15 protein-coding genes are annotated in these 11,598 nt (G+C 73.5%); 8 read left to right on the forward strand and 7 right to left on the reverse strand.

Features of this window, described 5'->3' with window-relative positions:
- Positions 1–2: 2 nt before the first annotated feature.
- Together V9U70_RS09720 and V9U70_RS09725 are read right to left on the reverse strand one after the other, a co-directional pair.
- Positions 3–977, reverse strand: a complete 975-nt coding sequence (locus tag V9U70_RS09720; protein WP_336674197.1) for an iron-siderophore ABC transporter substrate-binding protein — start codon at positions 975–977, stop codon at positions 3–5.
- Positions 978–992: 15 nt separating this feature from the next.
- On the reverse strand, positions 993–1,787 hold the full coding sequence (locus V9U70_RS09725; RefSeq protein WP_336674198.1) for an ABC transporter ATP-binding protein: 795 nt from the start codon (positions 1,785–1,787) through the stop codon (positions 993–995).
- 557 nt (positions 1,788–2,344) lie between these two features.
- Here V9U70_RS09725 and V9U70_RS09730 point away from each other — a divergent pair.
- The gene (locus tag V9U70_RS09730) at positions 2,345–2,800 is read left to right on the forward strand and encodes a subtilase-type protease inhibitor (RefSeq protein ID WP_336674091.1); all 456 of its coding nucleotides are present in this window, start codon (positions 2,345–2,347) and stop codon (positions 2,798–2,800) included.
- 183 nt (positions 2,801–2,983) lie between these two features.
- On the opposite strand, the gene rpsR is transcribed toward V9U70_RS09730, so the two are convergent.
- The 4 genes from rpsR to rpmG form a co-directional block, all read right to left on the reverse strand.
- The gene (gene rpsR, locus V9U70_RS09735; protein ID WP_336674092.1) at positions 2,984–3,250 is read right to left on the reverse strand and encodes a 30S ribosomal protein S18; all 267 of its coding nucleotides are present in this window, start codon (positions 3,248–3,250) and stop codon (positions 2,984–2,986) included.
- A gap of 123 nt (positions 3,251–3,373) precedes the next feature.
- Positions 3,374–4,528 (reverse strand): CobW family GTP-binding protein, encoded by a 1,155-nt coding sequence (locus V9U70_RS09740; RefSeq protein ID WP_336674093.1) that lies wholly within the window; start codon positions 4,526–4,528, stop codon positions 3,374–3,376.
- A complete protein-coding gene (locus V9U70_RS09745; RefSeq protein ID WP_336674094.1) occupies positions 4,525–4,779 on the reverse strand; it encodes a type B 50S ribosomal protein L31 in 255 nt (84 codons plus the stop codon). The genes V9U70_RS09740 and V9U70_RS09745 overlap by 4 nt, the downstream gene beginning before the upstream one ends.
- Before the next feature lie 90 nt (positions 4,780–4,869).
- Positions 4,870–5,034, reverse strand: a complete 165-nt coding sequence (gene rpmG, locus V9U70_RS09750; RefSeq protein WP_336674095.1) for a 50S ribosomal protein L33 — start codon at positions 5,032–5,034, stop codon at positions 4,870–4,872.
- A 70-nt stretch (positions 5,035–5,104) separates the two neighbouring features.
- Between rpmG and rpmB the strand changes: the two genes are divergently transcribed.
- Both rpmB and rpsN read left to right on the forward strand, forming a co-directional pair.
- Positions 5,105–5,341 (forward strand): 50S ribosomal protein L28, encoded by a 237-nt coding sequence (gene rpmB, locus V9U70_RS09755; protein WP_336674199.1) that lies wholly within the window; start codon positions 5,105–5,107, stop codon positions 5,339–5,341.
- On the forward strand, positions 5,341–5,646 hold the full coding sequence (gene rpsN / locus V9U70_RS09760; protein ID WP_336674096.1) for a 30S ribosomal protein S14: 306 nt from the start codon (positions 5,341–5,343) through the stop codon (positions 5,644–5,646). The genes rpmB and rpsN overlap by 1 nt, the downstream gene beginning before the upstream one ends.
- Positions 5,647–5,753: 107 nt before the next feature.
- Here the strand turns inward: rpsN and V9U70_RS09765 are convergent, their stop codons facing one another.
- Positions 5,754–7,019, reverse strand: a complete 1,266-nt coding sequence (locus V9U70_RS09765) for a hypothetical protein (protein ID WP_336674097.1) — start codon at positions 7,017–7,019, stop codon at positions 5,754–5,756.
- 163 nt (positions 7,020–7,182) lie between these two features.
- Between V9U70_RS09765 and V9U70_RS09770 the strand changes: the two genes are divergently transcribed.
- From V9U70_RS09770 to amiA, 5 genes are all read left to right on the forward strand, one after another.
- Positions 7,183–8,169, forward strand: a complete 987-nt coding sequence (locus V9U70_RS09770; protein WP_336674098.1) for an ABC transporter substrate-binding protein — start codon at positions 7,183–7,185, stop codon at positions 8,167–8,169.
- Positions 8,166–9,230: a FecCD family ABC transporter permease gene (locus V9U70_RS09775; protein WP_336674099.1), complete on the forward strand. Its 1,065-nt coding sequence runs from the start codon at positions 8,166–8,168 to the stop codon at positions 9,228–9,230. The genes V9U70_RS09770 and V9U70_RS09775 overlap by 4 nt, the downstream gene beginning before the upstream one ends.
- Positions 9,227–10,285 (forward strand): FecCD family ABC transporter permease, encoded by a 1,059-nt coding sequence (locus V9U70_RS09780; protein WP_336674100.1) that lies wholly within the window; start codon positions 9,227–9,229, stop codon positions 10,283–10,285. The genes V9U70_RS09775 and V9U70_RS09780 overlap by 4 nt, the downstream gene beginning before the upstream one ends.
- Before the next feature lie 94 nt (positions 10,286–10,379).
- On the forward strand, positions 10,380–11,336 hold the full coding sequence (locus V9U70_RS09785; protein WP_336674101.1) for an ABC transporter ATP-binding protein: 957 nt from the start codon (positions 10,380–10,382) through the stop codon (positions 11,334–11,336).
- Positions 11,337–11,404: 68 nt separating this feature from the next.
- A complete protein-coding gene (amiA, locus tag V9U70_RS09790) occupies positions 11,405–11,539 on the forward strand; it encodes a streptamidine family RiPP (RefSeq protein WP_015613003.1) in 135 nt (44 codons plus the stop codon).
- Positions 11,540–11,598: the final 59 nt, after the last annotated feature.

An 11,598-nucleotide genomic window follows, 5' to 3' on the forward strand; every position in this document is an offset into this window, starting at 1 on the left:
CGTCAGGCGGTCAGCGTGCCGACGAGCGCGTCGATGTACGCGCGCATGGAGGCGGTGCCGCCGAACATCCAGATGCCGTCCGGCAGTCGGTGGACCTCGTCGTTCTTCACGAACGGCAGGGACTTCCACACCGCGTTGTCCTTGAGCCCGTCGGCGAACGGGTCGACGCCGTCGGAGTCGTTGGCGATGTAGGCGAAGTGCGCGTCACCGATCTTCGTCAGGCCCTCGACGTCGGTGGCCGCCAGGCCGTAGGCCTTGTCGCCCGTGAGCTTCCACGGGTCGGCCAGGCCGAGTTCGGTGTTCACGTCGGAGATGAGGGAGCCCTTGACGTAGGGCCGCACGGAGACCTGGTTGCCTTCCTTCCAGCCGTCGGCGAAGGCGACCTCCTCCCCGTCGAGACCGGCGGCCTCGAGCTTCTTCCTGCCCTCGTCGACGGCCTTGCGGAACGCGCCGACCTCGGCCTGTGCCTTCTCCTCCGTGCCGGTGGCCTCGGCTATGAGGTTGACGGTGTCGACCATCTGGCCGATCTGGCGGCTCGCGTCGGCCGAGCGCACCACGATGACCGGTGCGGCCTTGGACAGCTGGGCGACGGCCGATTCGGACAGGTCGGTGGTCGCGACGACGAGGTCGGGCTCCAGTCCGGCGACGGTGGCGACGCTGGGCTCGCCCCGGGTGCCGATGTCCTTGACGTCCCCGGTGAGCGGCGCGGCCGTGTCGTACGCCGTGTAGCCCTTTACGTCAGCCACGCCGACCGGCTGCACGCCCAGGGTGACGAGCGTCTCCACGACGTTCCACTCGGTGCCGACGACGCGCCGGGCCGGCCCGTCGAGCGTGATCTTCTTGCCGCGGGCGTCGGTGACCGTCACCGCGCTCTCTGCGGCGGACTCCTTCTTCGGTGTCTCCGTCGTGCCGCAGGACGTGAGGGCGAGGGCGGCCGCGGCGGTGAGGACGGGCCAGGTCATGTGCCGGTTCTTCAGGGGCTTCATGGGGGGTCAGGGCCTTTCGGAGCGGAGGTGGTGGCGGCCCACCGCGCGGGTGCGCGGGACGCCGGTGGAGGAGTCGGAGGTGACGTCGACGCGGATGCCGTAGGCCTCGCTCAGCCGTTCTGGCAGGTAGACCTCGACGGGCGTGCCCGCGGCGACGATGCGTCCGGAGGAGAGGAGGACGACCTGGTCGGCCACGGCCGCGGCCTGGTCCAGGTCGTGCAGCACGACGCCGACGGTCACGCCGTGCGTGTCGGCGAGATCGCGGACGAGGTCGAGGATCTCCACCTGGTACCGCAGGTCCAGGTAGGTGGTGGGTTCGTCGAGGAGGAGGACGTCGGTGTCCTGGGCCAGACAGCAGGCGAACCAGACGCGCTGCAACTGCCCGCCGGACAGGTTCTCCACGCCGCGTTCGGCGAACTCGGTGAGGTGTGTGACGGCGAGCGCGTGCTCGATCATCCGCGCTCCGTCCGGGTCGCTGCCGCGAAGGCGGCGGCGGTACGGGTGCCGGCCGAATCCGACGACGTCCCGCACGCTGAGTCCGGCCGGAGCGGTCCGGCTCTGCGCGAGCAGGGTCACGCGCCGGGCGAACGCGGAACGGGACAGGGCGAGGGCGTCGACGGGCTCGGCGTTCCCGGCCGACACGGAGACCGTGCCGGTCCGTGCCTCGTGCAGCCGGGCGATCGCGCGCAACAGGGTGGACTTCCCGCTGCCGTTCGGTCCGATCAGGGCGGTGACGCGGCCGCGCGGCAGCCGGAGGTCGGCCCCGTGGACGACGTCGGTGCGGTCGTACGCGACCGTCATGTCGCGTGCGTCGAGGCCGAGCGCGTCGAAGGAGGCGGTACGGGGCTCAGCGCCGACGGGCGCGGCGGGGACGCCGACGGAGGGCGTGGGGCGCCGACGCGGCGAAGGGGCGTCTCGGTCGAGGACAGGATCGATCACGTCGGTGAGGTTAGCCTAACCTAAACCGTACTGGTCAAGGGGGATGTGGAATCGAATCCTCCGCGCCGCTCCTCGCCCGCCTGGCCGGTCGCCCGCCCGGTGAGCGGGTGAGGCTCGCCGAGTGGTCGGTGCGGGTTCGGGTGACCCCCTGTGTGGCGGTGCTTTCCGGCCGAAGCGGGATGGGCGGGACTGTCGGCCGCTTGGCGTCGTCGCAGGTCAAGCGTTTGTTTCGGATTGAACCGCCAATGTCTGTCCGTATGCTGGACAGGTGTCGGCGGCCCGCGTGAGCTGCCCGAACGACCATCCGGTCGGTTCGAACGCGCGTGTGCGGCTGGAAGCCGGTCGTCGATGTGCGCTCACTTTCCGCGTGCGCAAGACTCCTGACCGCAACCAGGCACACGACTGAGGGGACTTCACTCATGCGACACCGTCGTCACGCGATCCTCGCAACCGTCACAGCGGCCACCCTTCTGCTGGCAGGCTCCGCGACGGCCACGGCCCAGGCGGCCCCGGCCCCGGCCCCGGAGGGGGCGGCGAGCCTCTATGCGCCGTCCGCGCTCGTACTCACCGTCGCCCGGGGCCAGGAGCCCCTCACCGCCACCGTCGAGCGGGCCGTGACGCTCAGCTGCGCGCCGCGCGCGGAGGGCACGCACCCCGACCCGGCCTCGGCCTGCAAGGAACTGGCCTCGGTGCAGGGCCGGTTCGCCGAGCTCACCGCCGGCCCGTCGAACCGGACCTGCACCCGGCAGTGGGACCCGGTCGTGGTCACCGCCCACGGCGTCTGGAAGGGTGAGCCGGTCGAGTTCGCCACCACGTACGGCAACGCCTGCGAGATGGCGGGCAGCACGAACGGCAGCTCGGTGTTCGCCTTCTGACCCCGCGGGGCGCACCGGCCGGCACGACGGGTGTTGGACCGCCATCGCCGGGCCGTGCCGACGTACCGCCCCGCCTTCGGCGCGCCCCCACGCGCCCTGTCACGACGACCGGGAGCATCGTGGTCGCCCCAGCCGCTCCGCCGCGGCCGGCAGCGACTCGCCCCGGTCGGTTCGCGCGTGGCGCTACTTCCCGGACCCGGACCCGGACCCGGGCCCGGACCCGGTGTACGGGAGCAGGGCCATCTCGCGGGCGTTCTTGATGGCCGCGGCCATCTGCCGCTGCTGTTGTGCGCTGATCCGGGTGACCCTGCGGCTGCGGATCTTCCCCCGGTCGGAGATGAACTTCCGCAGCAGGTCGGTGTTCTTGTAGTCGATGTAAGTGATCTTGGCGGCGTCGAGAGGGTTCGGCCGGGCCTTGAGGGGCTTGCGGGGGTCCTGCTTGCGTGCCATGGGGCTTCCTTGGGGCGAGTGGTCGATGCCGGCCGGGAGCCGCCCCGGGTGACGGGGCGCCGGTCGGCGGATGTACGGGCGCCGTCACGCGGCGGGCCGGTGGCGCGGGCGTGCGGCGCCGGGTCAGCGGACCGGGTCGAGGAGGGCGTCGAACGCCGCGGGCAGCGCCTTCCACGCCTCCCGGCCGGATCTGTATTCCCGGTCGGAGAGCAGGCAGGAGTCCAGCAGTGCGGTCAGCCCGTCCCGGTCGAGGCCGGGGGAGACGAACACCAGGTGCTGGCAGCGGTCCCCGTGCTCGGGGTGCCAGTCCAGCGCCGCGGCGGCCTGTCGGTAGGGCGGCGTCATGGACCAGGCGGCGTCCGGCAGCGAGGCGAGCCAGGGGCCGTTGTCCTCCACGCAGAGCGCGCCGCCCGCGGCGTCCCAGGAGAGGAGGGTGTCGGGCCGGTCCGCGAGCCAGAACCGTCCGCGGCTGCGGGCCGCCGCGCAGCTCAGGTCCTCCAGGGCGTGGAAGAGGCGCTCGGGGTGGAAGGGGCGGTGCCGCCGCCAGACGAGGGTGCTGACGCCGCTCTCCTCCGCCTCCTGGGGGAGCAGCGCGCAGGCCGGGTGCTGGCCCGCGGCCGCCGCCTCCACGTCGAAGCCGGCGAAGGCCAGACGCGCCAGCTCGGGGGAGGCCGCCGGGGCCTGGTGGGCGGTCGGATGGAGCTGCCGGATCAGTGCGCGGTCCTCGTCGTCGGCCTCCGGGCTCTCGGTGACGGCCAGGACGGGGGCGTACTCCAGCTGACGTGCCCAGGTGTCGCCGATGGTGCGCTGGTCCGTCGGCGCCGCAGCGAGGCCGGCCTCGACGAGGTCGTCCCCGTTGGTGAGGCAGGGCAGGACGAGTGCCGGATCGATCGCCGTGATCACGTTGGTCACCTCGGCGGCGACGGCGTGCGCGGCGATGACCTCGGCCATGGACTTCGGTTCGACGGAGTCCCAGAGCTCCAGCACGGCGAGCCGTGTCAGGCCCTCGTGGGCCAGTCGTTCCAGTTCGGGAACGAGGTCCTCGCGCAGCGCGCAGCAGGCGCAGTCGTTCACCAGGGGTGTTTCGCCGGAGGCCAGCTCCCCGCCGGAGTCCCGCAGAGAGCGGCGGACCGTGCCGCCGACGGCCGTCGAGAGATCGTGGTGCAGTGCGACGCTGCGCGGAACGTGCCGTAGCAGCCCTTCCACCACCTCGTGCCGGGCCTCGGCGTGCAGACCGCAGACGATCACGACGGGCAGGGGGGACCGTTCCCCGCTCACCGGGCCGGCCCCCGGCCGTAGCGGCGCTCGAAGCGCTCGACGCGTCCCGCCGTGTCCAGGACGCGGGCGGTGCCGGTGTAGAAGGGGTGGCTCGCCGAGGAGATCTCCACGTCGACCACCGGGTAGGCATTGCCGTCCTCCCAGGTGATGGTGCGGTCGCTGGTCAGGGTGGACCGGGTCAGGAACGCGAAGTCGGCGGCCTTGTCGCGGAAGACGACGGGGCCGTAGGCGGGGTGGATTCCGGGTTTCATGACGGTGTCCTCACAGCGGTGTTCGGGATGCGGTCGGGGGCGGCGGGCGCCGCCGGGGGCTGTTGGAATCGCGGGCCGGGCCCGGCGGGCTCAGCGCCCTTCGCGGAAGTCGACATGGCGACGGGCGACCGGGTCGTACTTGCGCAGCGTCATCCGGTCGGGGTCGTTCCGCCGGTTCTTGCGGGTGACGTAGGTGAATCCGGTCCCCGCCGTGGAGCGGAGCTTGATGACGGGGCGTACTTCGTTACGAGCCATGGGCGCTACTATATGGCAATGGTTTCCATTTTCAATAATGGACCGCATCGATGAGAGGCAGGTAACCCTCGTGTCCGCCCACTGCCAACTGACCGGCTCCAAGCCGGGATTCGGCAACGCCATCTCCCACTCGCACCGCCGGACGTCCCGCCGGTTCGACCCGAACGTCCAGCGCAAGCGGTACTGGTTGCCCAGTGAGGGGCGGCATGTGCGCCTCACCCTCAGCGCTCGGGCGATCAAGACCATCGACGCCATCGGCGTCGAGGCCGCGGTCGCGCGCATCCGCGCGCGGGGAGGGAAGGTCTGATGGCGAAGAAGAGCAAGATCGCGCAGAACGACAAGCGACGGGCGACCGTCGAGCGCTACGCGGCCCGCAGGGCCGAGCTCAAGGAGGTCATTCGCCGACCGGACACGCCCGAGGGCGAACGCGCGGCGGCTGTCGTGGAGTTGCGGCGGCAGCCCCGTGACGCCAGTGCGACCCGGGTCCGCAATCGGGACAGCGTCGACGGCAGGCCCCGGGGGTATCTGCGCAAGTTCGGCCTGTCCCGCGTCGGGATGCGCGAGCAGGCGCACGCCGGATTCCTCCCCGGCGTGACCAAGTCCTCCTGGTGACGGCCGGTTGAGGGTGCGGGGGAGGCGCGGCGACCGTGCCGCGCCGCCCCCGCCCCCGCCCCCGCCCGAGGGTCTCGTGGTGGTCGGCGGCTCGTGGGGTCGGAGCCTCAGCGGCCGACCGGGTCGGCGTGCGCCCCGTCGCCGGGCGTGACCAGGGTGAGGTGACCGCCGTCGTCGAGCGGCGTCGGAACGGTGAGGGTGGCGATCCGCGCCGCCCGGTCCGCGTCGAACACGTGGATCTCACCGTGGCCGCCCCGGCTGACCGCGACCAGGCCGCCACCGGGCGAGGCCGCGACCGCTCGCCGCTGGACGCCGTCCCAGGGGGCCTGGCCGCGGCGCGGTGCGCCGGACATGGTGGGCAGCGGGAGGCGGGCGCTGACCTGGGGGCGCGCTGGCCCGCCCGTGGGTGCGGCGAGCAGGATCAGCTCGTCGCCGTCCGGGTGGACGCGGGTGTAGGCGATATGGCGCTCCGCCACCGCGAGCCGGAACACGAGCCCCGGCCCCAGGGGCAGCCGGCCGGTCTCGCCCGTGTCGAGCCGGTGCCACCAGGCGTCGTTGGTCCAGTCCGGCCACTGCCCGGGGTCGCCGGGGCCGCCGCGCACGCAGGACCACAGGACGCGGCGCACGGGATCGAGCCGCAGGTAGTAGCCGCGCCCTCCGGAGCGCCCGTCCGCGGACCAGGGCAGAGGGCGTTCGGCCGTCAGGCCGTCCCCCTCGCGGCGCGCGCGGTGCACCCCCGAACCGGCGGCGGCGAACACCCGTCCCCCGACCGGGTCGTGGGCGTCGCCGTGCCCGTCGTCGTCCGGCAGGGCGATCCGCTGGACCGGGTCCGCCGGGGGGCAGGCGGGGGCCGCGTTCATCAGGTCGTCGTGCCGGTGGGTCAGCAGTTCGCCCGGTTCTCGGTGACGCAGCACCACGAGAGGCGACGGGCCGTCGAGGACGGTGACCCCGGGCTCGCCGGTGCGCCCCCGGACGCGTACGGCGACGGCGCCGTCCGGGGCGTCCAGGTCGACGGCGGTCAGCAGCCCGGTCCACGCCTCCTCGTTGCGGCCGAGGCCGGTGGTCACCACCAGCCGCCGCCCGTCCGGCGTCGTCGCCAGGTGTTCTGCGGGTACGGCGACCGGTATGCGCCGCCGCACCAACGGCTCCCCCGAGTCAGGGCCGTAGGGGTCGAGAACCAGCAACTCGCCCGCCCGGTCGTCCACGCAGGCGATCCGGTCGCCCGGCAGTGCGAGGAAGCCCGCGTGCTCGGAGAGGTGCCGGTGATCCAGTGCGGCGAGCTCCCTGCCGTCGGGGAGGTCCAACAGGCTGACCCGTCCCGCGACGTGGTCGGAGACCAGTAGGCGGGGCGACGGGGGAGGGGTGGGCGGCATGGTGACTCCTGGGGTCGATGGGCCGGAACAGGGTCGTCCCGCCAACTTTATTGGAAATGATAATCATGTGTATGGTTTGGGTCTGTGGCGGGGACCGCTCCCGGGGGCCCGCCGTCGCCCTGCCCCATCCCCGGGACCGCACAGGAGAGTTGAGGGCGTCTTCATGCCACGATCCGCACTGAGATTCCGCCGTTGGGCCGCGATCGCCGTACTGGGAGGTCTGCTGGCCGGCTGCGGCGCCGAGAACGCCGACAGCGGCTCCCCGGCAGCCGGGCCCGCGGGCGACTCCGGTTCCCGTACGAGCACCGAGGTGCGGCCCATCCAGGCCGCCACCCGGATCACCGATGCGGGCGGTGCCACGGTCTCCCTGCCGAAACCCCCGGAGAGGATCGTCTGCCTGGTCGCCCTCTGCGACGACATCCTCGTCGAGCTGGGCATGACCCCGGTCGCCACCAACTCCCAACTCCTGGCGCACCCGCGGTTCCTGGGCAAGGAGAAGGCGGCGGGGGTGCCGGTCGTCCCCGGGGGCTTCCTGAGCCCCGAGGTCGAGGCGATCCTGTCCCACCGGCCCGACCTGGTGATCGGCCTGGGCGACACCCACGGCAAGCTCGCGCCCGCGCTGAAGGGGGCCACGGTCTTCTGGCCGCTCCAGCCCGAGTCCTGGCAGGACAGCGTCGGCTACCTCCGGGATCTGGCCGCGCTCACCGGCCGTACCGAGCAGGGGGAGAAGGCAGAGAAGGCCTTCCGTGCCCGGCTGGCGCGGGCGGAGGAGGAGACGAGCGACAAGACCGCGCTCATCATCTACGGCAGCGACGAGAACTTCGGCGTGGCCACCCCCAAGACCGATGTGGCGGCCGGGCTGTTCCCGAAGATCTCGCACTACCCCTGGAAGAGCCGGGGGGTGGACGGCGCCTACAGCCTGGAGGAGATCCTCGCCCGGGACGTCGACGTCCTGTTCGTCGAGACCCTCTCCTTCGGCGCCCCCGACGGCAAACTCTCCGACAAACTGGCCGGCAACCCGCTCTGGTCCCGGATTCCGGCCGTCCGGAACGGCAAGGTCATCGAGGTCGACTCCGAGGTGTGGGCCAAGGGGCGCGGCACCCGGTCCCTGGGCGTCGTCCTCGACGAGGCGACGGCCGCACTGCGGTGAGGCGCCCGCCCGCAGCACTGCTCTGCCTGGGGGCGGCAGGCGTGGTGAGCGCGGTGTGCGCTCTCGCCCTCGGCACCCCGTACGTTCCGCCCGCCAGGCTCCCGGCCGTCCTGGGGAGCGACGGGCTCGCGGGTGTCGTGGTCACCGAACTGCGGCTGCCCCGACTGGTGCTGGCGCTGATCGCCGGCGCCTGCCTGGGCGCCGCCGGCCTCGTGCTCCAGGAGGCGCTGCGCAATCCGCTCGCCGTGCCGGAGATGCTGGGGGTCTCCTCCGGAGCCGCCCTGGGCGTCGCCGCGCCGCTGGTCCTGGCCCTCTCGGTCCCGCTGATGCTCCAGCCGTTCCTGGCTCTGGCCGGGGCGGCGCTCGGCGGCCTGCTCACCCTGCTCGCCGCCGGGTTCGGGCGCAGCCCTTCAGCGGTCCTGCTGACCGGAGCCGCCGTCGCCGCGGCCCTCCAGGCAGCCCTGCTGGTCCTCATGGTCATGGCCGACCAGCTCGACCTCCAGCTCATCTACCGCTATCTCCTGGGCAGTCTCTCCGCCCGCACCTGGGACGACGTCACCGGGCTGCTGCCGTGGCTCGCGGTGGCCGCCCCGGCGCTCGTGCTGTGCGTTCCGGTGCTCGGTGTGCTGCGGCTGGGCGACGACGACGCGCGGGCTCTCGGCGTACGGGTCGAACGCGCCCGGCTGGCCGCGCTGGGCATCGCCGTCGTCCTGATCGCCCCCGTCGTCGCGGTCTGCGGGCCGGTGGCCTGGGTCGGATTCCTCGCCCCCCACCTCGCCCGTCGCCTCCATCCGGACGGCGGTGCGGCGGGGTGGCTCCTCCGGTCGGCCCTGTGCGGCGCTGTCGTCGTGCTGTGCGCCGACCAGCCGGCGCGCCTGGCGCTCGCCCCCGTCGAGACGCCCGTCGGCGCCTGGACGGCCCTGGTCGGCGTGCCCGTCGGCGTCGTGCTCCTCAAGCGGGGGAGGCGGCGCCGGCCGCAGGACCGGGCGCCCGCGGCCCCGCATGCGGCGGGGCGCCCGTCGAGGCTCCCCGGCCCTGTCCTGCGAAAGGCGGAACGATGAGTGCCATCGAAGCCGCGCCCGGACCGGCCCGCCGGGCCCTGCGGGCGCCGGGCGTGCGGATGGGCGCGCTGGCGGTGCTCGTCACCGCGGTGGCCTGCGCCGATCTGTTCGCCGGCCGGGGCGTCGCCCCGGCCGGCGTACGGGCGGTCCTCCTGGGCAGCGGCGCGGACCCGATCGCCGAACACATCGTGCTCCAGCTCCGCTTGCCCCGTCTGCTGGTGGCGCTGGTGGCGGGGGCCAGTCTCGGGGTGGCCGGTCTCGTCCTCCAGTCGGCGCTGCGCAACCCGCTGGCCGGACCGGAGGTCACCGGCGTCACCCCCGGCGCGGTGCTCGGTGCGGTGGCCGCCACCGGCCTCGGGCTGGCGGGCTGGGAGTCCCCGGGGTCCGTCGTCGTGGCGGCCTGCCTCGGAGGGTTCGCGGGCGCGGGCCTGTTGTGGCTGCTCGCCGGGCGGGAGAAGGGCGACCCGGAGCAGACGGCCGTCTTCGGCGTCCTGGTGTCGGCGGTGCTGGCCGGCCTCACGGCCGTCGTCCTGCTGGTGGCCCCCGGTGAACTCGGCAGTGTCGTGCAGTGGTTGATCGGCTCCACCGAGGGCCGGGTCTGGCAACACTGGCATCTGCTCTGGCCCTGGGCGGCGCTCTGGGGTGCGGCGGCCTGGCTGCTCGCCGGGCCGTTGACCCTGCTGCGCTGCGGCGACGAGCAGGCCGCCGCCGCGGGCCTGGATACCGGGCGGGGCCGGGGGGCGGCGCTGGTGTGCGCGGTGGCGTTGACGGCCGGCGCGGTCTCGGCGGTGGGCGCGCTCGGATTCGTCGGGCTGTTGGTGCCGCATCTGGCGCTTGCGGTCTTCGGCGCCGACCTGCGCATCACCCTGCCGGGGGCCGCGCTCTTCGGTGCGGCGGTGGTGTGCGGTGCGGACGCCGCAGCCCAGCTGCTGTCCCGACTGCTGGCGGTGGCGCTCCAGACGGACCGGCTGACCCTTCCGGTCGGCGCGCTGACCACCTTCGTCGGGGCGGGGCTCCTGCTCGTCGTGGCCCGGCGGCGGACGGATGAGCGATGACGGGCGAAGGGCGCGCACGACCCGCGGACACGCCCGGGCGGAGCGAGCAGCGGGTGCGGGAGAGAAACGGGAGCCGGCGGATGAGGAGAGTGGCATGACGGGTCAGACGGACGTGACCGGGGCCGGGCAGGGCCCCGTCCGGAGCGCGACCGGGGCGCGGAGCCCCGGCCCGGACGCGGCCGGCGGCCGCGACCCCCTCCCCGCGGCGCCGCGGGCTGAGGAGGGCGCCCCGGACGTGGTCCGGGCCGAGGGGCTCGGCTTCGGATATCCGGGCCGTACGGTGCTGAACGGGGTCGACCTGCGTATCGGGGCCGGTGAACTGGTCGCCCTGATCGGGCTGAACGGCTGCGGCAAGAGCACCTTCCTCAAGCTCGCCGCGGGCCTGCTCGCCCCGACCGGCGGGCGGGTCCTGCTCGACGGCGACGACGCGGCGCGACTCTCCCGGCGTACCGCGGCCCGGCGGGTCGCGCTGCTGCACCAGTCGGCGCCCGCCGTGCCGGGGCTGACGGTGCGTCAGCTAGTACGCCAGGGGCGTTACGCGGCCCGGGGGCCGCTCGGGATGCTGCGGGAGGGGGATGACGAGGTGACGTCCCGGGCGCTGGCGGACGTCGGGGTCGCCGGCTGGGCGGACCGCCCGGTGGACGCGCTGTCCGGCGGTGAACGCCAGCGGGTCCGGCTGGCCATGGCGCTGGCCCAGGACGCCAGGACGCTGTTCCTGGACGAACCGACCACCTATCTCGACCTGCGGCATCAGCTGGAAGTGCTCCAGACGGTCGTACGGCTGCGCGCGGAGCGCGGCCTGACGGTGGTGATGGTCCTGCACGACCTCAACCACGCGGCCCGGTTCGCGGACCGGATCGTCGCGCTGCGCGAGGGCCGGGTTGCCGCCGACGGGGCTCCGTCAAAGGTCGTCACCCGTCGGCTGCTCGCCGAAGTCCTCGGCGTCGAGGGGCGGGTGGGGACCGATCGGCTCAGCGGGCGCCCCGTCTGTTACCCAGATCACCCTCTCGATCCGTCCCAGCTATTGCGGAATGAAAATCATATTCATTAGTGTCTGTGCTGCGGCACGCACCACCGCCGCGACCGATATCCATCCGATGTGAATGGAGGCTTCAACTCATGGAGCACAACAAGGTGTTCAGCCCGATCGCCGACCAGGGCCAGCTCGCCCACCTCTCCGCCACCCACTCGAACGCTCTCGTCGAGAACCCCTTCGACGACGCGGTCGAGGCCGACACCGCGGACGAGAAGTAGGCGACGTCTGCCGCTGACGGCAGGTGACGCACCCCTCGTGGCGGGCCCGCCCGGTCAAG

It is taken from the genome of Streptomyces pratensis (genome assembly GCF_037137275.1).
Classification (GTDB): domain Bacteria; phylum Actinomycetota; class Actinomycetes; order Streptomycetales; family Streptomycetaceae; genus Streptomyces; species Streptomyces pratensis_B.

Bases quoted from the DNA above. Each gene is read 5' to 3' on its own strand.
- V9U70_RS09725 (WP_336674198.1), bottom strand. From the start codon at position 1,787: ATGACGGTCGCGTACGACCGCACCGACGTCGTCCACGGGGCCGACCTC.
- V9U70_RS09730 (WP_336674091.1), top strand. From the start codon at position 2,345: ATGCGACACCGTCGTCACGCGATCCTCGCAACCGTCACAGCGGCCACC.
- rpsR (WP_336674092.1), bottom strand. From the start codon at position 3,250: ATGGCACGCAAGCAGGACCCCCGCAAGCCCCTCAAGGCCCGGCCGAAC.
- V9U70_RS09745 (WP_336674094.1), bottom strand. From the start codon at position 4,779: ATGAAACCCGGAATCCACCCCGCCTACGGCCCCGTCGTCTTCCGCGAC.
- rpmG (WP_336674095.1), bottom strand. From the start codon at position 5,034: ATGGCTCGTAACGAAGTACGCCCCGTCATCAAGCTCCGCTCCACGGCG.
- rpsN (WP_336674096.1), top strand. From the start codon at position 5,341: ATGGCGAAGAAGAGCAAGATCGCGCAGAACGACAAGCGACGGGCGACC.
- V9U70_RS09765 (WP_336674097.1), bottom strand. From the start codon at position 7,019: ATGCCGCCCACCCCTCCCCCGTCGCCCCGCCTACTGGTCTCCGACCAC.
- V9U70_RS09770 (WP_336674098.1), top strand. From the start codon at position 7,183: ATGCCACGATCCGCACTGAGATTCCGCCGTTGGGCCGCGATCGCCGTA.
- V9U70_RS09780 (WP_336674100.1), top strand. From the start codon at position 9,227: ATGAGTGCCATCGAAGCCGCGCCCGGACCGGCCCGCCGGGCCCTGCGG.
- V9U70_RS09785 (WP_336674101.1), top strand. From the start codon at position 10,380: ATGACGGGTCAGACGGACGTGACCGGGGCCGGGCAGGGCCCCGTCCGG.
- amiA (WP_015613003.1), top strand. From the start codon at position 11,405: ATGGAGCACAACAAGGTGTTCAGCCCGATCGCCGACCAGGGCCAGCTC.